26 protein-coding genes, 4 tRNA genes and 1 pseudogene are annotated in these 25,185 nt (G+C 69.9%); 24 read left to right on the forward strand and 7 right to left on the reverse strand.

Annotation, left to right across the window (positions count from 1 at the left end; translation table 11 throughout):
- Nucleotides 1-39 precede the first annotated feature (39 nt).
- Together cls and HUN59_RS06800 are read right to left on the reverse strand one after the other, a co-directional pair.
- The gene (gene cls / locus HUN59_RS06795; RefSeq protein WP_144804360.1) at nucleotides 40-1,500 is read right to left on the reverse strand and encodes a cardiolipin synthase; all 1,461 of its coding nucleotides are present in this window, start codon (nucleotides 1,498-1,500) and stop codon (nucleotides 40-42) included.
- Nucleotides 1,501-1,511: 11 nt separating this feature from the next.
- Nucleotides 1,512-2,000 (reverse strand): YajQ family cyclic di-GMP-binding protein, encoded by a 489-nt coding sequence (locus HUN59_RS06800; RefSeq protein ID WP_174777928.1) that lies wholly within the window; start codon nucleotides 1,998-2,000, stop codon nucleotides 1,512-1,514.
- 144 nt (nucleotides 2,001-2,144) lie between these two features.
- Here HUN59_RS06800 and HUN59_RS06805 point away from each other — a divergent pair.
- The 5 genes from HUN59_RS06805 to HUN59_RS06825 all read left to right on the forward strand — a co-directional run bounded on the left by HUN59_RS06805 (nucleotide 2,145) and on the right by HUN59_RS06825 (nucleotide 4,697).
- Nucleotides 2,145-2,226 (forward strand) — tRNA-Tyr (locus tag HUN59_RS06805).
- Nucleotides 2,227-2,338: 112 nt separating this feature from the next.
- Nucleotides 2,339-3,160 carry an inositol monophosphatase family protein gene (locus HUN59_RS06810; RefSeq protein WP_174777929.1) on the forward strand — a complete coding sequence of 274 codons (822 nt, stop codon included), beginning with the start codon at nucleotides 2,339-2,341 and terminating at the stop codon, nucleotides 3,158-3,160.
- Between the two features lie 180 nt (nucleotides 3,161-3,340).
- On the forward strand, nucleotides 3,341-4,426 hold the full coding sequence (locus HUN59_RS06815; RefSeq protein WP_174777930.1) for a M23 family metallopeptidase: 1,086 nt from the start codon (nucleotides 3,341-3,343) through the stop codon (nucleotides 4,424-4,426).
- A gap of 92 nt (nucleotides 4,427-4,518) precedes the next feature.
- Nucleotides 4,519-4,590 (forward strand) — tRNA-Thr (locus tag HUN59_RS06820).
- A 30-nt stretch (nucleotides 4,591-4,620) separates the two neighbouring features.
- Nucleotides 4,621-4,697: transfer RNA gene (locus HUN59_RS06825), tRNA-Met, on the forward strand.
- A 418-nt stretch (nucleotides 4,698-5,115) separates the two neighbouring features.
- On the opposite strand, the gene HUN59_RS06830 is transcribed toward HUN59_RS06825, so the two are convergent.
- Nucleotides 5,116-5,493, reverse strand: a complete 378-nt coding sequence (locus HUN59_RS06830; RefSeq protein ID WP_058741949.1) for a hypothetical protein — start codon at nucleotides 5,491-5,493, stop codon at nucleotides 5,116-5,118.
- A 127-nt stretch (nucleotides 5,494-5,620) separates the two neighbouring features.
- Between HUN59_RS06830 and HUN59_RS06835 the strand changes: the two genes are divergently transcribed.
- Genes HUN59_RS06835 through HUN59_RS06845 form a run of 3 tightly spaced genes read left to right on the forward strand, consistent with a single transcriptional unit; the run spans nucleotide 5,621 to nucleotide 7,520 of the window.
- The gene (locus HUN59_RS06835) at nucleotides 5,621-6,070 is read left to right on the forward strand and encodes a MaoC family dehydratase N-terminal domain-containing protein (RefSeq protein WP_083519953.1); all 450 of its coding nucleotides are present in this window, start codon (nucleotides 5,621-5,623) and stop codon (nucleotides 6,068-6,070) included.
- Nucleotides 6,067-6,492 (forward strand): MaoC/PaaZ C-terminal domain-containing protein, encoded by a 426-nt coding sequence (locus tag HUN59_RS06840; protein WP_174777931.1) that lies wholly within the window; start codon nucleotides 6,067-6,069, stop codon nucleotides 6,490-6,492. Before HUN59_RS06835 ends, HUN59_RS06840 begins: the two co-directional genes overlap by 4 nt.
- Nucleotides 6,489-7,520, forward strand: coding sequence for a UDP-N-acetylmuramate dehydrogenase (locus HUN59_RS06845; RefSeq protein ID WP_174779410.1), 1,032 nt, complete (start codon nucleotides 6,489-6,491; stop codon nucleotides 7,518-7,520). Before HUN59_RS06840 ends, HUN59_RS06845 begins: the two co-directional genes overlap by 4 nt.
- A 110-nt stretch (nucleotides 7,521-7,630) precedes the next feature.
- Here the strand turns inward: HUN59_RS06845 and HUN59_RS06850 are convergent, their stop codons facing one another.
- The gene (locus HUN59_RS06850; RefSeq protein ID WP_174779411.1) at nucleotides 7,631-8,815 is read right to left on the reverse strand and encodes a pyridoxal phosphate-dependent aminotransferase; all 1,185 of its coding nucleotides are present in this window, start codon (nucleotides 8,813-8,815) and stop codon (nucleotides 7,631-7,633) included.
- A 196-nt stretch (nucleotides 8,816-9,011) separates the two neighbouring features.
- On the opposite strand from HUN59_RS06850, the gene HUN59_RS06855 reads away from it, so the two are divergent.
- From HUN59_RS06855 to HUN59_RS06880, 6 genes are all read left to right on the forward strand, one after another.
- Nucleotides 9,012-9,084 (forward strand) — tRNA-Trp (locus HUN59_RS06855).
- Nucleotides 9,085-9,098: 14 nt separating this feature from the next.
- Entirely contained in the window at nucleotides 9,099-9,383 is a 285-nt protein-coding gene (secE, locus tag HUN59_RS06860; protein WP_083519952.1) for a preprotein translocase subunit SecE, read from the forward strand.
- 133 nt (nucleotides 9,384-9,516) lie between these two features.
- Entirely contained in the window at nucleotides 9,517-10,557 is a 1,041-nt protein-coding gene (gene nusG / locus HUN59_RS06865; protein ID WP_114849702.1) for a transcription termination/antitermination protein NusG, read from the forward strand.
- A gap of 142 nt (nucleotides 10,558-10,699) precedes the next feature.
- Nucleotides 10,700-11,131 (forward strand): 50S ribosomal protein L11, encoded by a 432-nt coding sequence (rplK, locus tag HUN59_RS06870; protein ID WP_017888638.1) that lies wholly within the window; start codon nucleotides 10,700-10,702, stop codon nucleotides 11,129-11,131.
- An 82-nt stretch (nucleotides 11,132-11,213) separates the two neighbouring features.
- Complete coding sequence (gene rplA / locus HUN59_RS06875) at nucleotides 11,214-11,903, forward strand: 50S ribosomal protein L1 (protein ID WP_058741945.1); 690 nt, start codon at nucleotides 11,214-11,216, stop codon at nucleotides 11,901-11,903.
- Between the two features lie 221 nt (nucleotides 11,904-12,124).
- The gene (locus HUN59_RS06880) at nucleotides 12,125-12,733 is read left to right on the forward strand and encodes a Pr6Pr family membrane protein (RefSeq protein WP_174777932.1); all 609 of its coding nucleotides are present in this window, start codon (nucleotides 12,125-12,127) and stop codon (nucleotides 12,731-12,733) included.
- Between the two features lie 6 nt (nucleotides 12,734-12,739).
- Here the strand turns inward: HUN59_RS06880 and HUN59_RS06885 are convergent, their stop codons facing one another.
- On the reverse strand, nucleotides 12,740-13,435 hold the full coding sequence (locus HUN59_RS06885) for a YqaJ viral recombinase family protein (protein ID WP_114849700.1): 696 nt from the start codon (nucleotides 13,433-13,435) through the stop codon (nucleotides 12,740-12,742).
- A 91-nt stretch (nucleotides 13,436-13,526) separates the two neighbouring features.
- Nucleotides 13,527-14,738 carry an ROK family transcriptional regulator gene (locus HUN59_RS06890; RefSeq protein WP_058741942.1) on the reverse strand — a complete coding sequence of 404 codons (1,212 nt, stop codon included), beginning with the start codon at nucleotides 14,736-14,738 and terminating at the stop codon, nucleotides 13,527-13,529.
- Between the two features lie 143 nt (nucleotides 14,739-14,881).
- Here HUN59_RS06890 and HUN59_RS06895 point away from each other — a divergent pair, with 143 nt between their 5' ends.
- From HUN59_RS06895 to rplL, 10 genes are all read left to right on the forward strand, one after another.
- Entirely contained in the window at nucleotides 14,882-15,628 is a 747-nt protein-coding gene (locus tag HUN59_RS06895) for a sugar phosphate isomerase/epimerase family protein (protein WP_174777933.1), read from the forward strand.
- On the forward strand, nucleotides 15,625-16,776 hold the full coding sequence (locus HUN59_RS06900; RefSeq protein WP_174777934.1) for a Gfo/Idh/MocA family protein: 1,152 nt from the start codon (nucleotides 15,625-15,627) through the stop codon (nucleotides 16,774-16,776). Before HUN59_RS06895 ends, HUN59_RS06900 begins: the two co-directional genes overlap by 4 nt.
- Nucleotides 16,777-16,894: 118 nt before the next feature.
- Nucleotides 16,895-18,196, forward strand: coding sequence for an ABC transporter substrate-binding protein (locus tag HUN59_RS06905; RefSeq protein WP_058741939.1), 1,302 nt, complete (start codon nucleotides 16,895-16,897; stop codon nucleotides 18,194-18,196).
- A gap of 189 nt (nucleotides 18,197-18,385) precedes the next feature.
- On the forward strand, nucleotides 18,386-19,378 hold the full coding sequence (locus HUN59_RS06910; RefSeq protein WP_174777935.1) for a carbohydrate ABC transporter permease: 993 nt from the start codon (nucleotides 18,386-18,388) through the stop codon (nucleotides 19,376-19,378).
- Complete coding sequence (locus HUN59_RS06915; protein WP_174777936.1) at nucleotides 19,371-20,210, forward strand: carbohydrate ABC transporter permease; 840 nt, start codon at nucleotides 19,371-19,373, stop codon at nucleotides 20,208-20,210. Before HUN59_RS06910 ends, HUN59_RS06915 begins: the two co-directional genes overlap by 8 nt.
- 113 nt (nucleotides 20,211-20,323) lie before the next feature.
- Nucleotides 20,324-21,268, forward strand: a complete 945-nt coding sequence (locus HUN59_RS06920) for a TolB family protein (RefSeq protein WP_174777937.1) — start codon at nucleotides 20,324-20,326, stop codon at nucleotides 21,266-21,268.
- 331 nt (nucleotides 21,269-21,599) lie between these two features.
- Complete coding sequence (locus tag HUN59_RS06925) at nucleotides 21,600-22,340, forward strand: response regulator transcription factor (RefSeq protein WP_114849692.1); 741 nt, start codon at nucleotides 21,600-21,602, stop codon at nucleotides 22,338-22,340.
- Nucleotides 22,337-23,785, forward strand: a complete 1,449-nt coding sequence (locus HUN59_RS06930; RefSeq protein ID WP_174777938.1) for a sensor histidine kinase — start codon at nucleotides 22,337-22,339, stop codon at nucleotides 23,783-23,785. Before HUN59_RS06925 ends, HUN59_RS06930 begins: the two co-directional genes overlap by 4 nt.
- A 267-nt stretch (nucleotides 23,786-24,052) precedes the next feature.
- On the forward strand, nucleotides 24,053-24,568 hold the full coding sequence (gene rplJ / locus HUN59_RS06935) for a 50S ribosomal protein L10 (protein WP_058741931.1): 516 nt from the start codon (nucleotides 24,053-24,055) through the stop codon (nucleotides 24,566-24,568).
- A gap of 51 nt (nucleotides 24,569-24,619) precedes the next feature.
- Nucleotides 24,620-25,003 (forward strand): 50S ribosomal protein L7/L12, encoded by a 384-nt coding sequence (gene rplL / locus HUN59_RS06940; RefSeq protein ID WP_058741930.1) that lies wholly within the window; start codon nucleotides 24,620-24,622, stop codon nucleotides 25,001-25,003.
- 46 nt (nucleotides 25,004-25,049) lie between these two features.
- On the opposite strand, the pseudogene HUN59_RS06945 reads toward rplL, so the two are convergent.
- A pseudogene (locus HUN59_RS06945) lies at nucleotides 25,050-25,185 on the reverse strand (ribosomal protein L7/L12); the annotation flags it as partial.

Genomic DNA, 25,185 nt, shown 5'->3' on the forward strand with positions numbered 1-25,185 from the left:
CCCGGCGGGGCGGACCCGCACCGTGCCTCCCGGCCGGCCCTACTGCAGGGCTGCCGTCAGCCGCGCGACGTTGTCGAGCACCTGGGACCGGCGCGGACGTTCGAGCCACGCGTCCAACGTGAGCTCGAACGAGGCCTCCTTGTAGGCGGCCTGCACACCGCGCAGCGCGTCCACGAACCGGCTCCCGCGGACCATCACCGAGACCTCGAGGTTCAGGCTGAACGACCGCATGTCCATGTTGCTCGACCCGATGACGGACACGTCGTCGTCGATCGTGAAGTGCTTCGCGTGCAGGATCGTCGGGGCGCGGTACAGCCAGATCTTCACGCCGGCGCGCAGGAGCTCCTCGTAGTAGGAGCGCTGCGCGTGCCACGTCATCGCGTGGTCGCCCATCTCGCCGACGAACAGCTCGACCTCGACCCCGCGCTGCGCCGTCGTCGTGATCGCGTAGAGCATCGAGTCGTCCGGCACGAAGTACGGGGACGTGATCGACACCTTCTCCTGCGCGGAGTAGAGCAGCGCGTTGAACAGACGCAGGTTGTTCTCGCCGTCGAACCCGGGGCCGGAGGGGACCACCTGGCAGTCGAGGGCGTCCCCGCGGTCGGCGCGCTGCACCGGGTCGCTCTCGCGGAGCAGGAGCTCGTCCGTCTCGCTGTACCAGTCGGTGACGAACAGGGCGTTGAGGCCGGCGACGACCGGACCCTCGAAGCGGGCGAACAGGTCCTTGTAGACCATGCCCTTCTCGATGTGCGACGGCAGGTCGTAGGACGGGTCGATGAGGTTCTGCGACCCGGTGAACGCGACCGAGCCGTCGATGACCATGATCTTCCGGTGGTTCCGGAGGTCCGGGCGCTGGAACTTCCCCTGCAGCGGCTGCAGGGGGAGCATGAGGTGCCACTCGATGCCGGCCTGGTCGAGGAACGCGAGCGTGTCCTTGTAGCCCGGGTAGCCGCGGCTCGCCCAGTGGTCCAGGAGGAACCGCACCGTCACACCGCGGGCCTGGGCACGGGCGAGGGCCTCGAAGTACGGCCGCGTCGTGTCGTCGATCGTGGCGATGTAGAACTCGACGTGGACGAACCGACGCGACTGGTCGATCGCGCGGGTCATCTCCTGCACCGACTCGTACGAGTCCGGGTAGAGCTCCGCGGAGTTGCCGCCGACCAGGGGCATCGCGCCGAGCTCGCGGTTGAGCTTCGTGATGCTCTCGAGCCACGGCGGCCACGGGTGGTCCCGCCGCACGCGCTCGATGCCCTCGGTCTGCTCGAGGATGTACGCGTTGATCTCCGTCTGCTTCTCGCGCCGGGCCTTCGGCAGCTTCGTCGACCCGATCACCAGGAAGACGATGAACCCGATGTAGGGGATCAGGAAGATCGCGAGGAGCCAGGCGGTCGCGGTCTGCGGCTTCCGGTTGTACGGGACGTAGATGATCGAGAAGACACGGATCGCCAGGTCCAGCAGGACCAGGAGGACGGTGATCGCGACGCTGAGCCAGTGCTCCACGGGGCGCGGCGCTACCGGAAGTTGATGAACTGCAGCGGCACGTCGAACTCTTCACCCTTGAGGAGCTGGATCGTGTTCTGCAGGTCGTCACGGCTCTTCGAGGAGACGCGCAGCTCGTCGCCCTGGATCTGGTTCTTCACGCTCTTCGGGGCGTTCGCGCGGAGGAACGCGCCGATCTTCTTCGCGACGTCCTGCTCGATGCCGTTCTTGAACTTCACCTCGATGCGGTACTCCTTGCCCGAGGCGAAGGGGTCGCCGGCGTCCAGGCTCTTCAGGCTGATGTTGCGCTTGATCGCCTTGGTCTGCAGGACGTCGAGGACGGCCTTCGCGCGCTCCTCGGAGTTCGCCTTGATGAGGACGTCCTCGCCGCTGAACGCGATCGAGGCCGCGGCGCCCTTGAAGTCGTAGCGCTGCTCGATCTCCTTGGCTGCCTGGTTGACGGCGTTCTCCGCCTCCATCTTGTCGACCTTGCTCACCACGTCGAAGGAACTGTCTGCCATGCCGGACAGCCTAACGGCGGACGGGAGGCACGGTTCGGGTCCGGCACGTCGGCTGCGGTGGGCGGTGGTCACGACCACCCCCGGTGATCCGCTATGCTCTTGGAGCGCCTTCGGTTGGTGATCACACGAGCCGGGTGCGCACATGGCGAGTTACCCAAGCGGCCAAAGGGATCTGACTGTAAATCAGCCGGCGTAGCCTTCGGGGGTTCGAATCCCTCACTCGCCACTCGATGAACCGGCCCCGTCCTCCTCGGACGGGGCCGTTCGCGTTCCGGCAGGCATCGCGTTCCGGCACGCATCGCGTTCCGGCATGCATCGCGTTCCGGCATGCTGGGGTCGTGTCCGACACGCTCACCCCAGTCCAGTTCGCCGACCTCGCCGAGTCGATCGCACGCGAAGGGGCCGCCCTCGCCGCCCGTCGTCGTGCCGAGGGGGTCGAGGTCGCCGACCGCAAGTCGAGCATCGTCGACGTCGTCACCGCGGCCGACCGCGAGGTCGAAGCGCTGATCCGCCGCCGGATCGCCGAGGACCGTCCCGACGACGGCTTCCACGGCGAGGAGTCCGGCTCGGGGACCGGCAGCTCCGGCTTCACGTGGGTGGTCGACCCGATCGACGGGACCGTCAACTACCTCTACGGCAGCGACGCGTACGGCGTCAGCATCGGCGTCGTCCGCGGGGAGCCGGACCCGACGACGTGGGAGCCCGTCGCCGGCATCGTGGTGCAGCCCGCGACCGGCACCGTCTTCCGCGGCGCGGTCGGCGCCGGGGCGACCCGCGACGGGGTGCCGCTCCGTGTGGCGACGCCGGCGTCGCTCGCCGAGACGCTCGTCGCCACCGGCTTCGGGTACACGGCGGACCGTCGTCGGGAGCAGGTCGCCGTGCTCGCCGGGCTCATCGGCGAGGTGCGGGACGTCCGACGCGGGGGAGCAGCGTCGCTCGACTGCTGCGCTGTGGGCGCCGGGACCGTCGACGCCTACTACGAGCGGGGGATCAACCCGTGGGACATGGCCGGGGGCGCGGTCGTCGCGGCCGAGGCCGGTGCCACGGTCCGCATCTGGGACGCGGGCGGGACCCGGTCCTTCCTGTTCGCCGCGCCAGCGGTGGCCGACGGACTCGAGGCACTCGTCAGACGGCTCGAGCAGGAGGTGCTCGGCGGCTGAGCGCTCCGGGCGACCTGCACGGACGTGCACGCGACTGGCGAGGAGCTGTACGTCCTGCTAGCGTGCTCCAGTCCCGTTACCTGCTCGTTACCAACGGGAGCCCTGCCCCACGCTCGTGCTCCCGACCCACGAGCGCTCCGTGCCCCGAACTCCCGCCGAACCAGGATCAGCCCCGAACGCATGCCCCACGCTCCCGTGACGCCCACCCGCACCGCCGAAGTCGACACCGCTCCCGAGCCGGTCGTCCACCTCACCCGACGCGAGCGCATCGCCGCCGAGCGACGAGCGGCAGCAGCAGGCGGTCCGGTCGCAGCCCCGGTCCGTGCCGAGGTCGCCGCGCCCGTGACCCCGCCCGCGCCGGCGTCGCCGATCGATCTGGCACCCGCGTCGCCAGTGCGTCCCGAGCCCTCCGCCGGTGCGGTCACCCCGCCGGCCCCGAGCTCGCCGGTGGTCGCTCCGGCTGCCGTCCGCCGGGCGGGTCGTGCCGCACGTCCCGTCGTCACCACGGCCGACCGGGCGACCCGGCACATCCCCGCGGTCCCGGCTGCTCCGGCTGCGGCCATCGCGTCCACCGGCTCGTCCTTCCGCCGGACCGCCTCGCGCATCACCGCGGTCGGTGCCCTGCTCTTCGCCGCCGGACTCGTCGTGTCGACGTCGCTCCCGGCGCAGGCGCTCTGGGTCCCGACGAGCACGACGGCCGAGCGCACCGGCAGCGGCGCCGCCCAGACCCTCGCGGTCGGCGACGGCGCGACCGACGCGGAGACCACGCGCGACCAGTACTCGGTGTCGAGCGCTGCGCAGTACAAGAACGTCGACGCGTCCTCGTTCACGAACGACGCGAACGGCACCATCCAGTGGCCGTTCCTCACCGGTGTCCCGATCACGTCCGGGTTCGGCGGCCGCCAGGTGGAGGGCTGCTCCTTCTGCTCGACGAACCACATGGGCGTCGACTTCGCCCCGGGCGAGGGCACCCCGATCCGTTCGATCGCCGCCGGCACGGTCATCAAGGTGCAGGCGCACGACGGCGGCTTCGGCAACGACGTCTGGGTGCAGCACGACGTCGACGGCAAGCAGTTCGTCAGCGTCTACGGCCACATGAAGGACAACACGTTCGAGGTCGTCCGCGGCCAGCAGATCGAGGTCGGTCAGGTCCTCGGCCAGGTCGGCTCGACGGGCAACTCGACCGGGCCGCACCTGCACCTCGAGATCCACGTCGACGGAGTCCCCGTGGACCCGCTGGCGTGGCTCCGCGCGAACGCGAACTAGCGGGTCAGCGGCGGCGCGCCCGGGCGTCACGTCCGGTTCCCGACCACCGTCGCGGGTCTGCTACTCTCGTCTGGTGCCGCCGAGCGGCACTCGCCCCGATAGCTCAGTGGTAGAGCACTTCCATGGTAAGGAAGGGGTCGTCAGTTCAATCCTGACTCGGGGCTCCGACCCGGAGCTGTGCGCTCCGGATCTCTGGCGGGGTAGCTCAGTTGGTTAGAGCACACGACTCATAATCGTGGGGTCACGGGTTCAAGTCCCGTCCTCGCTACCACAAGCCCGGCGATCCGCTCGCCGGGCTTTCTTCGTTCCCGGGCTGGACTCGTCTCGGGCTCTGTTGGTCTCGGGCTGTGCTGGTGTCGGGCTGTGCTGGTGTCGGGCTGTGCTGGTGTCGGGCTGTGCTGGTGTCGGGCTGTGCTGGTGTCGGGCTGTGCTCGTTCCAGCTGCGCGTGCTGCGGCGCCGTCCTGCCCGCGCGCCTGGTCGTTCCGGGCATCCCTGGTCGTCCCGGAGCACCAGGGACGCGCGATCCCACGAGGTACGCCGATCCCGCCGAGTACGGGCGCACGTTCCTGCCCATCTCGCTCGACATGGGATGGCGATCCGCTCGTGGGGTGCAGGAAAGGACGACTTCCCATGCGCGGATCGACATCCCATGCGCGGAACGGCCTCCTACGCGCGGAACGGTCCCGGGTCAGCGCGGGGGAGCGGTGAGCAGGCCGGCCGCGCGCAGGGAGCGCTCGAGCGTCGCGTTCACCTGCTGCCACGCGGAGCGGCGTCGTCCGGCGCCGATGCTCCCACCGGACACCGCGGTGCCGTGCACGGCGTGTCGCAGGGTGATCGTGGTCGAGGTCCCCGTGACTGTGGAGGACAGCTCGTACCGGCGGAACTGCCGCGACGGGTGCACCAGGGCCCCGAGCAGGATCGTCAGCGCGCGGCTGCCCGACGTCGCGGTGAGCGTGCCGCCCGTGGACTCCACGCGGTGGCCGGCCTGGCGCAGGGCGGCGCCCGCGACCTCCATGGCCGTGCAGCGGTCACCCGTGTGCACCGCGAACTCGGTCGTCGTCTCCATCGTTCCTCCCCACCCCCCGGATCGGCACAGCGACCCGACGACTTCCCCCGAAGCCGTTCGCGGCAGCATAGCCGAAGTCGTCTCACTTCCGGGCCGTGTGTCGCGGGGCGTCGGTAGACTCCCGGACGTGTCAGTGAACCCCGAGCTCGTCGGCAGGACGTTCCCGCCGGCCCAGCCCTACCTGGTCGGTCGCGAGAAGGTGCGCGAGTTCTCGCGGGCCGTCTTCGCGACGAACCCGATCCACCACGACCCCGACGCCGCCCGGAACGCCGGGTACGCCGACGTCGTCGCTCCGCCGACCTTCGCCGTCGTCGTGCAGGAAGCCACGCTCGCGCAGCTCCTCGCCGAGCCCGACGCCGGGATCGACTTCTCGCGCGTCGTGCACGGCGAGCAGTCCTTCACGTACGAGCGGCCGATCGTCGCGGGCGACGAACTCACCGCGACGCTGACCGTCACGAGCGTGAAGACCCTCGGCGGCAACGCCATGGTCACCGCCGAGAGCACGATGCAGGACGCCACCGGGGAACACGTCGTCACGGCGACCTCCACCCTCGTGGTCCGAGGAGACGACGCATGACCGCCGCACCGCTCACCGCCGTCGAGGTCGGCACCGTCGTAGCCGAGCGCACGATCCACCTCACCCGCGACTCGCTCGTCCGCTACGCCGGGGCCTCCGGCGACTTCAACCCGATCCACTACCGCGACGACGTCGCCGCCTCGGTCGGCCTCCCCGGTGTCCTCGCGCACGGCATGCTGACGATGGGTCTCGCGGTCCAGCCGGTGTCCGAGTGGCTCGGCGACCGCGGGACCGTCCAGCGCTACGGCGTGCGGTTCACCCGCCCCGTCGTCGTCGACCCGGAACAGGGCGCCGACGTCACCGTCGTCGCGAAGGTCGGCACGGTCGACGCGGACGGTCGCCCCCAGCGCATCGACCTCACCGTGACCGCCGGCGGGCAGACCGTGCTCGGCAAGGCGCAGGTCACGGTGGTGCTCCGCTGACCGGGTCGACGCGTCTCGCCGACCTGACGACGTTCCGCGTCGGGGGTCCCGCCAGGACGCTCCTGACCGCCGAGACCACCGACGAGCTCGTCGCGCACGCGCACACGGCCTGGGCGGACGACGAGTGGCTGGTCGTCGGCGGCGGCAGCAACCTGCTGGTCGCCGACGACGGCTTCGACGGCACCGTCGTGCTGGTCCGCACCCGCGGCGTCACCGCCGAACACGACGCGGACGGCGTCACCGTCCGCGTCGCGGCCGGTGAGCCGTGGGACGCGTTCGTCGCGACCACCGTCGCCGAGGGATGGACCGGACTGGAGGCACTGAGCGGCATCCCGGGCACGGTCGGCGCCGCCCCCGTGCAGAACATCGGCGCCTACGGGGTCGAGCTGTCCGACGTGCTCACCGCGATCGACTTCCTCGACGCGTCGACGGGGGAGCGCGCGTGGGTCCCGGCCGCCGAGCTGGCGCTCGGCTACCGCACGTCGACGCTCAAGCACGGCCGGCGCGGGGTCGTCCTCGCCGTCGAGTTCCGTCTCGGCTCGGCTCCCGAGGCCGGGGTGCCGGTCCGGTACGCCCAGCTCGCGGGCTCGCTGGGAGTCGACCTCGGCACGCCGGTCGACCCGGCGACGATCCGCGCGACCGTGCTGCGGCTCCGTGCGTCGAAGGGCATGGTCCTGGACGACGCCGACCCCGACACGTGGAGCGCCGGGTCGTTCTTCACGAACCCGATCGTCTCCGCCGCCTTCGCCGAGACGCTCCCGCCGGAGGCGCCGCGCTGGCCCGCCGGCGACGACGTCAAGCTCAGCGCCGCCTGGCTCATCGAGCACGCCGGGGTGCACCGCGGGTACGCGGTCCCGGGGTCCCGCGCGGGGATCTCCTCGAAGCACACCCTCGCGCTGACGAACCGGGGCGACGCGACCGCGGCGCAGGTCGCGGAGCTCGCGCGCTACGTGCAGGCGACCGTCCTGAACCGCTTCGGGGTCGCGCTCGTGCCCGAGCCCGTCGTGGTCGGTGACCTGACCGCCTGATCGCCACGATCCTCCCGGCCGTCCAGCAGTCGGTCTGACGGGCCGCACCCCCCGGAACGACGTCGCGCCCCGCTGCTGCGGGGCGCGACGTCGTCGACGGGGTGCGACGATCAGGCGGAGAAGAACGCCGCCAGGCGACGGACGCCCTCGGCGATGTCGTCGTCTCCCAGGGCGTAGGACAGTCGCAGGTAGCCGGAAGGGCCGAACGCCTCGCCGGGGACGACCGCGACCTCGGCGTGCTCGAGGATCAGGTCGGCGAGCTCGAGCGTCGTCGTGGGGGTGGAACCGGCCCACTCGCGACCGAGCAGCGCCGTCACGTCGGGGTAGACGTAGAACGCACCCTGCGGGGTCGGCGTGACAAAGCCCGGGATGGCGTTGAGGCCGTCGACGATCGAGCGGCGACGGCGGTCGAACGCATCGCGCATCGCGGCGACAGGCTCCTGCGGGCCGGTCAGTGCGGCGATCGCGGCGCGTTGGGACACGTTCGACACGTTCGAGGACAGGTGAGACTGCAGGTTCGACGCGGCCTTCACGGCGTCGGCCGGGCCGATGAACCACCCGACGCGCCAGCCGGTCATGGCGTAGGTCTTCGCGACGCCGTTCACCAGGATCGTGGTGTCGGCGAGGGCCGGGACCGCCTCGAGGATGCCGGTGAAGCGGACGCCGTCGTAGACGAGGTCCTGGTAGATCTCGTCGCTGATCACCCAGATGCCGTGCTCGAGGGCCCACTCACCGATGGCCTTCGTCTGCTCGGCGGTGTAGACCGAGCCGGTCGGGTTCGACGGCGAGCAGAACAGCAGCGCCTTCGTCGCGGGGGTCCTGGCGGCCTCGAGCTGCTCGACGGTGACGAGGTAGTCCTGGTCGCTGCCGGCGAAGACCTCGACCGGGACACCGCCGGCGAGCCGGATGGCCTCGGGGTAGGTGGTCCAGTACGGGGCGGGCAGCAGGACCTCGTCGCCGGCGTCGATGATCGTCTGGAACGCCTGGTAGACGGCCTGCTTGCCGCCGTTCGTGACGATCACCTGCGCGGGGTCGACGGTCACGCCGGACTCGCGCGCGGTCTTGTCGGCGATGGCCTGCTTGAGCTCGGGGAGTCCGGTCGCCGGCGTGTACCGGTGGTTCTTCGGGTCCTGCGCGGTCTGGACGGCGGCGTCGACGACGTGCTGCGGCGTCGCGAAGTCGGGCTCACCCGCGGCGAAGGAGACGACCGGGCGGCCGGCGGCCTTGAGCGCCTTGGCCTTCGCGTCGACCTTGAGCGTGGCGGACTCGGGGATCGCCGCGACGCGCGAGGCGATGCGCGGTCGGTCCGCCTGCGCGGCGGGCTCGGGGGTGGTGGACTCGGGGCCGGGGGCTGCGGTGCTCACGGCCCCCAGCCTACCGACGCGGCGCGCCGGAGCATCCGTCAAGTGGACAGCGTGTGACGGACTCCCGTACACTCGACCACCGGCGCACGGAACGCTCTGCGGAACGTGGCCACGGGGTGTTCCCCCTAGGGCGGTGGCTCAATTGGTAGAGCAGCGGTCTCCAAAACCGCAGGTTGCAGGTTCGAGTCCTGTCCGCCCTGCAAGTCTGGAAGGTGTGAAGTTGGCGAGCAAGGACATGGAGACGACGACGGACGACGTCGTCGCGAAGGCCAAGGCCGATCGCGCCCAGCGCGGCGGTCCGTTCGCCGCCATCGCCCTCTTCATCCGCCAGGTCATCGGCGAACTCCGCAAGGTCGTCACGCCGACCCGCAAGGAACTCTTCAGCTACACCGGTGTCGTGCTGGTCTTCGTCATCGTGATGATGATCCTCGTGTCGATCCTCGACTTCGTGTTCGGTCTCGGCGTCGGTTACGTCTTCGGCAACGGTCCGACGGTCTGATCCGACGGGGCCCCTGCGGGCGTCCGGCTGGTCTGGGCGTCGTCCGACAGGAGTACGGTCGCCCGAGACGGAACCGGACGCGCACCGCTCCGACCGCACACCCGATCCGCACCACCGAACGGAAAGAACCGCAGTGTCTGACAACTCCCGCGACGACATCGACCTCGCCACGGCTGCCGAGCAGTCCTCGGAGGTCGAGGAGAACCAGGAAGGCGACGTCGAGACGAGCGAGGGCCGCTCGGTCGAGTCCGCCGAGGAGCGTGCGATCTCCGTCGAGGACGAGGACGACGAATCCCTCGGTCTGAGCGACGAGCCCGACGACGGCACGGTCGACGCCTCCATCGACGAGGCGCTCACGGCGCTGCAGGAGTCCCGCGACCCCGAGGCGGACGCCGTTGTGGACGACGCACTCGACGTCGACACCCTGGACGAGGCCGAGGCCGCCGTCGAGGCCGTCGAGGACGAGGAAGAGACCGAGCTCGAGGCGGAGACCGCCGCCGAGGCGAACGAGACGATCGCCGCGGACGAGGCCCTCGACGCTGACGACGACACCGAGGTCGACCCGTACGAGGCCTTCAAGGCCGAGCTGCGGATGAAGCCCGGCAAGTGGTACGTCATCCACTCCTACGCGGGCTTCGAGCGCCGCGTGAAGTCGAACATCGAGAACCGCATGGTCTCGATGTCGATGGAGGACTCGATCTACCAGGTCGAGGTCCCCATGGAGGACGTCGTCGAGATCAAGAACGGGCAGCGCAAACTGGTCACCCGCGTCCGGATCCCCTCGTACGTGCTCGTCCGCATGGACCTCAACGAGGACTCGTGGTCGGTCGTCCGGCACACCCCGGGCGTCACCGGCTTCGTCGGCAACGCGCACAACCCCACGCCGCTCCGCTTCGACGAGGCGTTCGGCATGCTGAAGTCCCTCGTGCAGGTCGCCGAGGCAGCCCCCACCAAGGGCGGCGCCAAGGGCAGCGGCTTCGCGCAGGCCCAGCCGCAGGCCGAGGTCGACTTCGAGATCGGCGAGACGATCACCATCAAGGAGGGCTCGTTCGCGGGTCTGCCCGGGTCGATCTCCGAGATCAAGCCCGAGAGCGGCAAGCTCACCGTCCTCGTCTCGCTGTTCGAGCGCGAGACGCCGGTCGAGCTCAGCTTCGACCAGGTCACCAAGCTCTAGTCCGATCCGCGAGATCGGGTAGACTACTGAGGTTTGGCCCCGTGCGCTGACGCGTGCGGGGCTTCACCGCGGTCCGGATCCGCCGGACCAGCGGGAGAGTGCACGGGTCCCCGTGCGTTCGATTCCAGGAGGAAAGCGAAGAATGGCACCGAAGAAGAAGGTCACGGGCCTGATCAAGCTGCAGATCAACGCGGGCGCCGCCAACCCGGCCCCGCCGATCGGTCCGGCGCTCGGTCAGCACGGCGTGAACATCATGGAGTTCTGCAAGGCGTACAACGCCGCGACCGAGTCGCAGCGCGGGAACGTCGTGCCGGTCGAGATCACCGTCTACGAGGACCGTTCGTTCACGTTCGTCCTCAAGACCCCGCCGGCCGCGGAGCTCATCAAGAAGGCTGCGGGTGTGCAGAAGGGGTCCTCGACCCCGCACACGGTCAAGGTCGCGAAGATCTCGATGGACCAGGTCCGTCAGATCGCCGAGACGAAGCAGGCCGACCTGAACGCCAACGACATCGAGCAGGCCGCGAAGATCATCGCCGGCACCGCTCGTTCGATGGGCATCACGGTCGAGGCCTGAGCCTCAGCGCCACACACACCCCAACCTTTCCGTGGGAGAGCCTCGCCGGCTCGTCAACCACGTAGCTCCTGAGGAGAACACCATGGCGAAGAAGTCCAAGGCCTACCAGGCCGCGGCCGCGAAGATCGAGGCCGACAAGTTCTACACCCCGACCGAGGCCGTCGCCCTCGCGAAGGAGACCGGGTCGGCCAAGACCGACTCGACCATCGAGGTCGCGCTCAAGCTCGGCGTCGACCCGCGCAAGGCGGACCAGATGGTCCGCGGCACGGTCATCCTGCCGCACGGCACGGGCAAGACCGCCCGCGTCATCGTCTTCGCCGTGGGCGCTGCGGCCGAGGCCGCCATCGCCGCCGGTGCCGACGAGGTCGGTGGCGACGAGCTCATCGCGAAGGTCGCCGAGGGCTACACCGCCTTCGACTCGGCCGTCGCGACCCCGGACCTCATGGGCAAGGTCGGTCGACTCGGCAAGGTGCTCGGCCCGCGTGGCCTCATGCCGAACCCGAAGACCGGCACCGTGACGCCGAACGTGGCCCAGGCCGTGAACGACATCAAGGGCGGCAAGATCGAGTTCCGCGTCGACAAGCACGCCAACGTGCACTTCGTCGTCGGCAAGGCCTCGTTCACGCCGGAGCAGCTCGACGAGAACATCTCGACCGCGCTCGAGGAGATCGTCCGTCTCAAGCCGTCCGCCTCGAAGGGCCGTTACATCACGAAGGGCGCCGTCTCGACGACCTTCGGCCCCGGCATCCCGCTGGACGTCAACGCGATCTGACGACCTTCGGCACTGGGTTGGTTCAGGCCATCCCGCTGGACGTCAACGCGATCTGACGACCTTCGGCACAGGGCTGGTTCAGGCCATCCCGCTGGACGTCAACGCGATCTGACACTGATCTGCTGAACAGCCGATTCCTCGATCGGCTGGTCGACCAGGAGACCCGCACCGGCCGGTGCGGGTCTCCTGCGTTACCGCCGCGGTCCGGATAACGTGGCAGCGTGCGGACCCTCGTCAACTCCCTCCGGCTGATCGCCGTGATCGCCGTCGTGGCGGCAGTGCTGGCCCAGTGGCTCGTCAGCTCGAAGTCCCCGGACTACCTGTTCTGGAACTTCTTCGGGTACTTCACGATCCAGTCGAACATCCTCATCGCGGTGGCCCTCGCGCTGACGCTCGTCGCCGCTGCCCGCCGGAAGCGCGGCGACGTCCTCGTCAGCGGGCTCCGCGGTGCGGCGACGGTGTACATCGCCACGACCGGCGTCGTCTACAACACGCTGCTCGTCGGGGCAGCTGTCGAGAACACGGTGCCGTGGTCCAACGACCTGCTGCACAAGTGGATCCCGCTGTACGCGGTGCTCGACTGGCTGCTCTTCTCGGACCGGGCGCGCCTGCTGCTGCGGCACGTCTGGTGGTTCCTGGTCTACCCGGCCGTGTGGCTCGCGGTCGTCCTGATCCGTGGCGCGACCGACGGGTGGGTGCCGTACCCGTTCCTGAACCCGGAACAGGGCTACGGTGTGGTGAGTCTGTACTGCCTCGGGGTCGCCGTCTTCATCGGGCTGATGGGCATCCTGGTGGTGGGGATGAGCAGGTTGCGGATCGTGAAGGTCTGACGCCGGTCAGGTGCGGAACGCTCGCAGCTTGTCCAGCACCAGGTCGGCGAGCTGTACGAGGCCGCGGATCTGGTCGTCGTCGCGGTCGATCCACCGGCACTCCGGCTCGTCGGCGACGGGGACGAACCCGTCGTGGCGCTCCCAGACGAACAGCGTGCGGTCGGCGCCGAGCACGTACTGCTGCCACCAGACCTGCCGCAGGTAGTGCCGCGGGATGCTCCGCCACGCCTTGCCCGTGGTCTTGATCTCGGCGAGGACGAGTCGCTCCGACGCATCGAACCCGACACCGTCCGGGGTGGCCAGGTGTGCGCGGTTCGTGCTCGCGTGGAACAGGTGTGCCGAGGGCTCGATGCCGTGCGTGGCGGCGACCCAGGCGGCGATCACGGGTTCGCGGTCCTTGCCGTGCTCGGTGAAGGCGTTGCCGGAGAACCGGGAGCCGTAGCGCTTGTCGGTGACGACCGCCTCGACCGCGCGGAGCGACGCGAGTCGTGCGACGTCGGTCGCGGTGATGCCCATCGCGCGCGCCCGCAACCAGGCGACCCGGTCGGAGGAGTGCGCGACGATCCGCTCGGTGTGCCCTCGCAGCGCGGTGAAGGCGTCGTGTCGTGCCGCCGCGGCCGGGGCGACCGGCGTGGCGGACGCGGGGCGATCCTCCAGGCCGGGGTCCAGGTCGCCCCACAGGGTGGGCTGCACGATCGTCACCCGACGATTCTCACCCCGCGCGCCGACAGCGCGGTAACCGACGCGCGCGGCGCCCGGCGACAGCGCGGTGATCGACGCGCGCAGCGCGCGGTCAGGAGACGAGGGCCCGGCGCTCCGCGAAGACGACGAGTTCGTCGACCCCGGCGGGGGAGAGGGCGTAGTCGATCGCCAGGGCCGCGGCGCCGTGGAGTGCCGCGAGCGATCCGGCGTGCGACTGGGCGATGACGAGGTGCTCGGTGGCGAGGGGCATCGAGCGGGAGTAGACGACCTCGCGGACGCCGGCGAGCAGGTGCTCCCCGGCGCGGGTGATCGACCCGCCGAGGACGATCACCGACGGGTTCATCAGGGAGACGCAGGTCGCGAGCACCTCACCGATGTCGCGCCCGGCCTGGCGCACGGCGCCGATCGCGTCGAGCTCGGCGCGGTTCACCAGGTCGATGACGTCGCCGCTCGTGTGCACATCGTGCCCCTTCGCCCGGAGGGCACGGGCGATCGCGGGTCCGGAGGCGACGGCCTCGAGGCACCCGGTGTTGCCGCAGTGGCACGGCACGTCGCCCGCACGGGACACCCGCACGTGGCCGATGTCGCCCGCGGTGCCCTGCGCGCCGCGCTGCAGTGCGCCGTCGGAGACGATGCCGGAGCCGATGCCGGTCGCGACCTTGACGAAGAGCAGGTGGTCGACGCCGGACCAGCCGTGTCCGCGTTCGCCGAGCGCGGCGATGTTCACGTCGTTGTCGACCAGGACGTGGGCGGGCACGTGCGCGCGGAGCCACGCGGGGACGTCGAAGCCGTCCCACCCGGGCATGATCGGCGGGTTGGCTGGACGCCCCGTGGAGAACTCGACGGGACCGGGGACGCCGATGCCGATCGCGATGACGTCCTCGCGGGCGCGGCCGACCTCGTCGAGGAGCGCGTCGATGGTCTCGACGAGCCAGGTCAGGGTCGGTACGGGGCCGGCGGCGATGTCGATCGCGGCCTCGCGCGTGGCGAGCGGGGTGGCGACGAGGTCGGTCACCGCGACCCGGCCGTGCGAGGCACCGAGGTCGGCGGCGACGACGAGTCGGGCGCGGGGGACGAGTGCGACCTGCGCGGGTGGGCGGCCGCCCGTGGAGGCGGCGGTCTCGACGGGGCCGACGAGTCCGACCTCGATGAGGGCGTCCAGGCGCACGGCGATGGTCGAGCGTGCGAGTCCCGTCAGGGCGGCGAGCTCCCCGCGGGTCCGCGGCACTCCGTCGCGGAGGATCTGGAACAGCTCGCTCGTCCCGACCGGAGGCGACGCTGCCGTCCGTGTCGTGTCGACCATGTCGGGAGTGAACCACACATCGATCGCGCCACGCAACGAAGATCGTCGACGAAGTCACAACTTTTGCTTGACCGCCGACAGAAGCGGTCATAGTGTGACGCTCGGTCAGTGACGATCCACCATCTCGACGAGGAGAACCCCTGGTGACGCAACCCCTCTCGGTCCAGCTCTACACGGTGCGCGACGCGCTCTCGGCGGACCTGCTCGGCACGCTGCAGCGCATCGCGGGCATCGGCTACACGGACGTCGAGGCCTTCGGCTTCGTGGACCGCGCCGAAGCCCTGCGCGACGCACTCGGCGAGGCCGGCCTCCGTTCCCCGAGCGGCCACGCCCGACTGCTGGACGCCGGTGAGCAGGACCTCGAGCGCATCTTCCACGCCAGCACCACGATCGGCCTCGGGACGCTCATCGACCCGCACATCGACGAGGCCCGCTGGACGACCCGCGAGGACGTCGAGGCGATCGCCCGCGAGCTCAGCGCCCTCGCCCCGCGTGCGGCCGACCACGGTCTGACGCTCGGCTACCACAACCACGCGTTCGAGTTCTCGAACCGCATCGACGGCGTCTCGGCCTACGAGGTCTTCGCCGACGCGCTGTCCGACGACGTCGTGCTCGAGCTCGACACCTACTGGGTGACCGTCGGTGGCGACGACCCCGTCGCGGTGCTCGGCAAGTACGGCGACAAGGTGCAGTTCCTGCACGTCAAGGACGGCGACGGCACGCACGACGACAAGCAGCAGGTCGCGGTCGGCAACGGCATCATGCCGATCCGTGACATCGTCGCTGCCGCTCCCGACGCCCAGCACGTCGTCGAGCTCGACGACCACGAGGGCGACGTGTTCCAGGCCGTCGCCGACTCCTACACGTTCCTCCAGGGGGCCCGAGCATGACCGACACCACCACGACCGCAGCCGCGTCGACCGACAGCGCCCGCCGCACCGGTCCCGTCGGCGTCGGCGTCATCGGCGCCGGGGTCATCTCCGACCAGTACCTGTCGAACCTCACCGCGTTCCCCGACCTGCAGGTCCGGTTCATCGCGGACATCGACGAGCCGCGCGCCGCCGCACAGGCCGAGAAGTGGGGCGTGCCCGGCTCCGGCTCGGTCGCCGAGCTCCTGGCGGACGACGACGTCGAGATCGTCGTCAACCTGACGATCCCGGCCGCGCACGTCGAGGTCGCCCTGCAGGCCCTCGCCGCCGGCAAGCACGTCTGGGGCGAGAAGCCCTACGCGCTCGACCGGGAGAGCGCCGCGCAGCTCCGCGACGCCGCGGCCGCCGCGGGCAGGACCGTGAGCGTCGCCCCGGACACGTTCCTCGGCGCCGGGCTGCAGACCGCCCTCCGCACGATCCGCGAGGGCCGCATCGGCACGCCGCTCAACGGCCTGACGCTCTTCCAGAGCCCCGGACCGGAGTCGTGGCACCCGAGCCCCGAGTTCCTGTTCGCGTACGGTGCCGGTCCGCTGTTCGACATCGGCCCGTACTACATCACGACGCTCGTGCAGGCGTTCGGCCCGGTCGCCAAGGTGACCGCGACGGCGTCGAAGTCCCGCGCCACCCGGACGATCGGCTCCGGCCCGAAGGCCGGCACGGACTTCCCGGTCGAGGTGCCGACGAACCACTCCGCGCTCATCCAGTTCGAGGACGGCGGGAGCGCGCAGAGCGTCTTCTCGTTCGAGTCGGACCGCGGGCGCACCGGCTTCGTCGAGATCGCGGGGGAGACCGGCACGGTCGTGTTCCCGGACCCGAACAACTTCGACGGCGACACCGAGCTGTACGCGCACGGTGCCGACGGCCCCGAGACGATCCCCGCGGTCGGCTCCACCTACTCGCGCGGCACGGGCGTGGTCGACCTCGCCCGCTCGCTCCGCGCCGGGGAGGACAACCGGGTCCCCGGTGCCCTCGCCTTCCACGTCCTCGACGTGATGGTCTCCATCGCCGAGGCGGCCGAACGTGGTGAGACCGTGCTCGTGGAGAGCACGGTCGAGCCCTCCCCGACCCTCCCCGAGGGTTGGGACCCGGCGGAGCAGACCCTGTCCTGACCCCAGGACGGGCCCGCTCCTGCTCGCGGGTCGGCCACACGGCCGGCTCGCACCCACACAGCAGCACCCGACACGCACCACCCTCAGCACCATCTCAACGACGAGAAAGTAGAGAGTCATGCGCACTGCCATCCGCGCACTGGCCATCACCGCGGCCGCGGCACTCACCGTGACCGGCCTGGCGGCCTGCTCATCCGGGTCGTCCGGTTCCTCCGGCGACGGGAAGACGCTCACGTACTGGGCGTCGAACCAGGGCACGTCGCTCCAGAACGACAAGGAGGTGCTCACCCCCGTCCTCGAGAAGTTCACCAAGGAGACCGGGATCAAGGTGAACCTCCAGGTCATCGGCTGGAACGACCTGCAGAACAAGATCCAGACCGCCGTCACCTCGGGCCAGGGCCCGGACGTCGTCAACATCGGCAACACCTGGGCCACCTCGCTCCAGGCCACCGGCGCCTTCCAGGAGTTCGGTGACTCGGAGATGAAGGCGATCGGCGGCGCCGACAAGTTCGGCAAGGTCGCACTCTCCACCGGTGGTGCGCCCGGCAAGACCGTCACGAGCGTCCCGCTCTACGGCCTCGCCTACGGCCTGTACTACAACAAGCAGATGTTCAAGGACGCCGGTCTCGAGGCGCCGACGACGTGGGAGGACCTCACGGCGGACGCCAAGAAGCTCACCTCGGGCGACAAGTACGGCTTCACCATCGCCGGTGGTTCGTACACCGAGAACTCGCACTTCGCATTCATCACCTCGGCGCAGAACGGCGGCGAGTGGTTCGACAAGAGCGGCAAGCCGACCTTCACCGAGAAGGCGAACGTCGACGGCATCAAGCGCTACCTCGACCTGATGCAGTCGGACAAGGTCGTCAACCCGTCGAACGCGCAGTACGACAACGGCACGCAGGCGGTCTCGGACTTCGCGAACAAGAAGGCCGCGATGATGCTGACGCAGAACAACGCGAACGCCACCATCACGTCGCAGGGCATGACCACCGACGAGTTCGGTGTCGTCCCCTTCCCGACGACCGCTGACGGCAAGGACATCGCGTCCTTCCCGGCCGGCATCAACCTGTCGATCTTCAAGAACACGAAGAACAAGGACGGCGCCCTGAAGTTCGTCAAGTACATGACGAGCGAGGAGACCCAGACCACGCTGGACAAGCCGTACGCGGCCCTGCCGGTGCTGGCCTCGGCTGCGGACTCGGTCACCGACGAGCAGACGAAGACCTTCCTCGACATCTACAACAACAAGGCGAAGCCCCTTCCGCTGGTGCCCGCCGAGGACCAGTTCGAGTCGACGGTCGGCAAGGCGATGAACGACATGTTCGCCAAGATCGCCACCGGCTCGACGGTGTCGGACAGCGACATCAAGTCGGCGCTGCAGACCGCGCAGGACCAGGTCTCGCAGGCGGCCGGTTAGTCGGCCTGGAGGCCCGGGGCGCGTCCGCAGGACGCGTCCCGGGCCTCGCCCCTCCACACCCGGCCGCGTGCCGGGGGTGAGCCGATCGGCTCACGCATGCCGCGCCTCCAGGCCGCTGCCACGGCCCGACCGCCACCGGTCACGAGACGCGAAGCACCCGATCCCATCCTCGCCGGAAGGCCACCACCCATGACCACCTCGGTCCTGCCCGAATCCGAGCGCATCGACCTGACGCACACGAAGGCACCGACCCTGTCGGGGCCGCAGCCCGGTCGCAAGCCCAAGCGACACTGGCTGCCGTACGCGCTCGTCGCACCGGCGATCCTGTTCGAGCTGCTCATCCACATAGTGCCGATGCTCGTCGGCATCTGGATCTCCTTCATCCAGCTCACCAAGTACTTCATCGCGAACTGGGGCGCCGCACCGTTCGCGGGCTTCCGGAACTACTCGGTCGTCGTCGACTTCGACCAGGCGATCGGCAAGGGCGTCCTCAACTCGTTCCTGATCACGTGCGGGTTCACCGTCCTGGTGGTCGGGCTCTCGTGGACGTTCGGCATGGCCGCCGCGGTCGCGCTGCAGAAGCCCTTCAAGGGTCGCGGCCTGTTCCGCACGCTGTTCCTGGTGCCCTACGCGCTGCCGATGTACGCCGGCATCATCACGTGGAAGTTCATGTTCCAGCGTGACTCCGGCGCGATCAACCACATCCTGGTCGACCAGCTGCACCTGATGGGGCAGGGGCCGTTCTGGCTGATCGGGTCGAACGCCTTCGTCTCGGTCGTCGTCGTGGCGATCTGGAAGACCTGGCCGTTCGCGTTCCTCATGCTCATGGCCGGCCTGCAGTCGGTGCCGAACGACGTCTACGAGGCCGCCTCGGTCGACGGCGCGAAGCCGTTCCGGCAGTGGCGCTCGATCACGCTGCCGATGGTCCGCCCGGTCAACGTGACGCTCGTGCTCGTGATGTTCCTCTGGACGTTCAACGACTTCAACACGCCGTTCGTGCTGTTCGGCTCGACCGCGCAGCCGCCGGCCGCCGACCTGCTCAGCTTCCACATCTACAACGCGTCGTTCATCACCTGGAACTTCGGCTCCGGTGCCGCGATGAGCGTCCTGCTCCTCATCTTCCTGCTCATCGTCACGGGCATCTACCTCGCCGTGACCAACCGGAGGTCCGTCCGTGCGTGAGACATTCGGCGCCAAGTCCTTCAAGGTCGTCACCCTCGTCCTGCTGACCCTGTTCACGGTCGTCCCGCTCTACGTGATGATCACGACGGCGATCAAGCCGCTCGGCGACGTCCAGAACGACTTCACGTGGATCCCGACGAACATCACCCTGCAGCCGTTCATCGACATGTGGACGACGGTGCCGCTCGGGCAGTACTTCATCAACTCGCTCGTGGTCTGCACGGTCGCGACGGTGTTCTCGCTCATCATCGCGACGTTCGCCGCGTACGGGGTGTCCCGGTGGAACTTCAAGGGCAAGAGCACCTTCACCACCGCGGTGCTCTCCACCCAGATGTTCCCCGGCGTGCTGTTCCTGCTCCCGCTGTTCCTGATCTTCACGAACCTCGGGAACGCGGTCGGCATCCAGCTCGTCGGGTCGTGGACCGGCCTGATCATCACGTACCTGACCTTCACGCTGCCGTTCTCGATCTGGATGCTCGCGGGGTACTTCGAGACCATCCCGCGGGAGCTCGACGAGGCCGCGATGGTCGACGGTTCCGGCCCGATGGGCGCCCTGTTCCGGGTGATCCTGCCCTCGGCCCGTCCGGGTCTGGTCGCGGTCGGCATCTACTCGTTCATGACGGCGTGGGGTGAGGTGCTGTTCGCCTCGGTCATGACGAACGGCAACGGGTCCACCCTGGCGGTCGGTCTGCAGCAGTACTCGACGCAGACGAACGTGTACTGGAACCAGATCATGGCGGCGTCGCTCGTCGTCTCGATCCCGGTCGTGGTGGCGTTCCTCATCGTGCAGCGCCAGTTCGTGGCCGGCCTGACCGCGGGTGCGGTGAAGTAGGGGCGGCTGCCTGCCTGCCCGAGGCTCGGCTCGGCGGACGGTTCCGTGGCCAGTGGACCGCGGAACCGACCGCCGGGCCGAGTCTCGTTCCGCGACGACGACAGGATGGACGCATGACCGACACCACCCGCGGGCGGCAGCTGCTGCCCGGACAGACGAGCCGTGTGCACGTGTACGACCTCGCGACGCGGACGAGCCGACCCGTGTTCGCGTCGCGGACCGTCCTCGTCGAGGCGCCGAACGTGCTCGACGAGCGCACCCTCGTGCTGAACGGCGACGGTGACCTCTGGCTCCTGCGCCTGCCCGAGCCCGGCAGCGACGTCGTGCTCGACGAGTCCGCGCTCGTCCGCGTGCCGATGCCCGGTGTCACGGAGATCAACAACGACCACGTGCTCGACCCCTCCGGGACCTCCGTCGTGGTGAGCGCCCGCGACGGGGAGCTGTACCGGGTGCCCCTGCCGGACGGCGGCTCGGCGGAGCGCCTGACCGACACCGCGGCCGTGCTGCCGGTCGTCCGGAAGTACTACCTGCACGGCATCGCCCCGGACGGCAGCGTCCTCGCCGCGATCGTGGGGGAGCGCACGGTCGACGGCGTCTGGACGACGGACGTCGCGCTCGTCGACCCGGCCTCCGGCGCCACGACGTTCCTGACCCGTGACGAGCACCCGGACGACGGCTGCGCGATCACCCCGGACGGCCGCACGGTCCTGTTCAACACGGAGCGCTTCACCCCGGGGACCGCGCAGCTCGCGGCACTCCGGCTCGACGGCGGTGACCCGGTCCGCCTGACCGCGGACGAGCGGGTGGACTGGTTCCCGCACCTGTCGCCGGACGGGCAGCACCTGCTCTACCTGTCCTACGGACCCGGCGTGCAGGGGCACCCGGCCGACCACCCCGTCGAGCTCCGGCTGCTCCCCGGGGTCCTGGTGCGCGGCGCGCGGATGGCCGTCGTGCCGGAGACCCTCGTCGCGCTCGACGGCGGCCAGGGCACGGTCAACGTGCCGCCGTGGTCGCCCGACTCGACGTGGTTCGCGTACTGCGACTACCCGGTGGCCTGAGCGACTGATCGTCCGAGCGGTGGCGACGTCCGCGGCGGCGACCGCGGCGAGCGTCGCGAACACGGCGCCCGCCGTGCCGGCGGTGATGACCGGGGTGGTGGACGCGAGGGTCCGCGCGACCGCGAGCCGACCGGCCGGGGTCGCACCGTGCCTCCCGGCCGTGGCCTCGACGTCCGCGGTGGCGACGTCCCGCGCAGAAGCGGGCCATGCGGGGGACTGGAGCATGTCGCCGACGCTACGGAGCGGACCCTTCGGACCCTGCCCGGCGATCCACAGAGCGCGGAGGGGCGCTGCACAGACGGCTCATAGGAATTTCTCGATACTCGAAGACGTGACCATCTCCCAGCCCGCAGCAGCCCCGCGTCTCTCCCGTGCCGACGGATCCCCGTTGCGCATCCTCGTCGTCGACGACGAGGCCAGCCTCACCGACCTGCTGTCGATGGCGCTCCGCTACGAGGGCTGGGACGTCAAGAGCGCGAACGGCGGGCAGGAGGCCCTCGCCACGGCCCGCGAGTGGAAGCCCGACGCGATGGTGCTCGACGTGATGATGCCGGACCTCGACGGGCTGCAGGTGCTCGGTCGGCTCCGGCAGAACAACGACGACACCCCGGTGCTGTTCCTCACCGCGAAGGACTCCGTCGAGGACCGGGTGACCGGGCTCACTGCCGGCGGCGACGACTACGTCACGAAGCCGTTCTCGCTCGAGGAGGTCGTGGCGCGGCTCCGCGGACTCATCCGTCGGTCGCAGATCTCGATCTCCGAGGCCGGGGACTCCCGCATCGTCGTCGGCGACCTCGTGCTCGACGAGGAGTCCTACGAGGTGTCCCGCGCCGGACGCCCGATCGAGCTGACCGCCACCGAGTTCGAGCTGCTCCGCTTCCTCATGCGCAACCCGCGCCGCGTGCTCTCGAAGGCGCAGATCCTGGACCGCGTCTGGTCCTACGACTTCGGCGGCAAGTCCTCGGTCGTCGAGATCTACATCTCGTACCTGCGCAAGAAGATCGACGCCGGCGAGACCCCGATGATCCACACCGTCCGGGGCGTCGGGTACGTCATCAAGCCGACGTCGTGACGCTCCGCCGCCGGCTCGTCCTGAGCATCGTCGCGCTCGTGGTCGCCGTGAGCGCGGTGATCGGTGCCGGCAGCATCCTCGCGCTCGCGTCCATCCAGCGCTCGGCGATCGACCAGCAGCTGCAGTACGCGACGAGCCGGGCGCAGCGGTCACTCCAGAACCAGGGGCCGAACGGCCCGAGCCTCGAGATCGGGCGGCCCTCCGGACAGGCCGCAGGGACGCTGACGGTCTACTTCCTCGACGGGACCGCGGCGGTGGGCAGCGTGCTGGACAATGACGGGCGCATCCAACAGCTCACGGGGTCGGTCGTGCGCCCGCTCGGTGGCGTCACGGTCGACGGTGTTGCCCAGACCGTCGATCTCGGCGACGACCTCGGTCGGTACCGGGTCACGGCCGCGCAGGTCGGGCCCGCGGTGCTCGTCGTCGGACTCCCGATGGCGCCGATCTACGAGAGCGTCTGGAAGCTCTTCGGCGTGGTGCTGGTGGTCACCGCGCTCGCCCTGCTCGCCGCGACCGGGGTCGCCGCCGTCGTCGTCCGCCGGTCGCTCCGACCGCTCGAGCGCGTGGCGGAGACCGCCTCCGCTGTGGCCCGGATGCCCCTCGAGCGGAGCGACGCCCTCGACGGCGTCCGGGTCCCCGACACCGACCCGCGCACCGAGGTCGGCCGGGTCGGGACCGCGTTCAACCGGATGCTCGGGCACATCGGGAACGCCATGCAGGCCCGGGAGCGCTCGGAGCAGAAGGTCCGCCAGTTCGTCGCGGACGCCTCGCACGAGCTCCGCACGCCGCTCGCGTCGGTGCGCGGGTACGCCGAGCTCACCCGACGGATGGGCGGCGACCTGCCGCCGGACGTCGTCTACGCCATGGGCCGGATCGAGTCCGAGTCGCTCCGGATGACGAGCATGGTCGAGGACCTGCTCCTGCTCGCCCGTCTCGACGAGGGCCGCGAGGTCCAGTTCGCCGAGGTCGACCTGACCGGCCTGGTGTTCGACGCCGTGAACGACGCGCACGCCGCCTCGCCGGCGCACGAGATCGCCGTCGAGGTCCCGGACGAGCCCGTGGTCGTCCCCGGTGACGCGGCCCGGCTGCACCAGGTCATCGTCAACCTCGTCACGAACGCCCGGACGCACACCCCGGACGGCACCCGGATCACTGTCGGGTTGTCCCCGGCTGCCGGCGGTGTGGACCTGACCGTGCGGGACGACGGGCAGGGCATCGACCCGGAGTTCCTGCCGAAGCTGTTCGAGCGGTTCGCGCGGGCGGACAGTTCGCGGTCGCGGAGTGCGGGGTCGACCGGGCTCGGGCTCGCGATCGTCGACGCGGTCGTGCAGGCGCACGGCGGGACGGTGTCGGTCGCGAGCGTGCCGGGGGACACCGTGTTCACGGTGCACCTGCCGAGCACGCGTCCGGTCGCGTCCGCCGACGTGGTGGCGGCGACCGCCTGACGGACGGGAGGCACGGGGCGGGCCCGCCCCGTGCCTCCCGTCCGTGGGTTGGTCGTCACCCGCGTCCTGTGGTACCGTTCTCGAAGCCAAAGACCGCCGGTCGTCTGTGCGCTCGCGCACAGACCGAAGGTCCTCACTCGTGGGGCAGCCAGCGCAGGTGTTCAGACCCTCTCCTCTTCACGGGGGAGCAGCTCCGAGCCTCTGCGCCGGAGCTTTTTCCATGTACGGGGTCCTGGGGCTAGCCGGCAAGAAACCCCAAGGAGAACCATGGCGAACAAGGAAGCTGCGGTCGCCGAGCTCACGGATGCATTCCAGAGTTCGAACGCCGTTCTGCTCACCGAGTACCGCGGTCTCACGGTCGCGCAGCTCAAGGAGCTCCGCAACTCGATCCGTGAGCACGCCACGTACGCCGTGGTGAAGAACACGCTGACCAAGATCGCGGCGAACAACGCCGGCATCACGTCGTTCGACGACGAGCTCGCCGGTCCGTCCGCTCTCGCCTTCGTCCACGGTGACACCGTCGCCGTCGCGAAGTCGCTGCGTGCATTCGCCAAGGCGAACCCCCAGCTCGTGGTGAAGGGCGGTTACTTCGACGGTAACCCGCTCACCGCGACCGAGGTGGACAAGCTCGCCGACCTCGAGTCCCGTGAAGTCCTGCTCGGCAAGCTCGCCGGCGCCTTCAAGGCCTCGCTGTTCGGTGCTGCGTACCTGTTCCAGGCACCCCTCTCGCAGGCCGTCCGCACCGTGGACGCCCTCCGCGAGAAGCAGGAGTCCGCGGCCTGACCAGGCACGCGTTCATCAACCACACGTACTAGCTAGTAGTAGGAGAAAATCATGGCGAAGCTTTCGCAGGACGAGCTCATCGAGGCCTTCAAGGAGCTCACGCTCATCGAGCTCTCGGACTTCGTGAAGAAGTTCGAGGAGGTCTTCGAGGTCACCGCTGCTGCCCCCGTCGCGGTCGCCGCGGCCGGTGGCGCTGCTGCCCCCGCCGAGGAGGTCGAGGAGAAGTCGGAGTTCGACGTCGTCCTCAAGTCGGCCGGTGACAAGAAGATCCAGGTCATCAAGGAGGTCCGTGGCCTCACGTCGCTCGGCCTGGGCGAGGCCAAGGCGCTCGTCGAGACCGCCGACGCCAAGATCCTCGAGGGTGTCAACAAGGAGACGGCCGACAAGGCGAAGGAGGCCCTCGAGGCCGCCGGCGCCACGGTCGAGCTCGCGTAGTTCCGACCTTCTGGTCACGAAGGCCGCTGCCCCTCGGGGTGGCGGCCTTCGTCGTGTGCGGGGCGCCGGCGGCCTCGAGGGCCTCCTTCGCCTTGTCGGCCGTCTCCTTGTTGACACCCTCGAGGATCTTGGCGTCGGCGGTCTCGACGAGCGCCTTGGCCTCGCCCAGGCCGAGCGACGTG

The sequence above is a fragment of the Curtobacterium sp. Csp2 genome, from assembly GCF_013347165.1.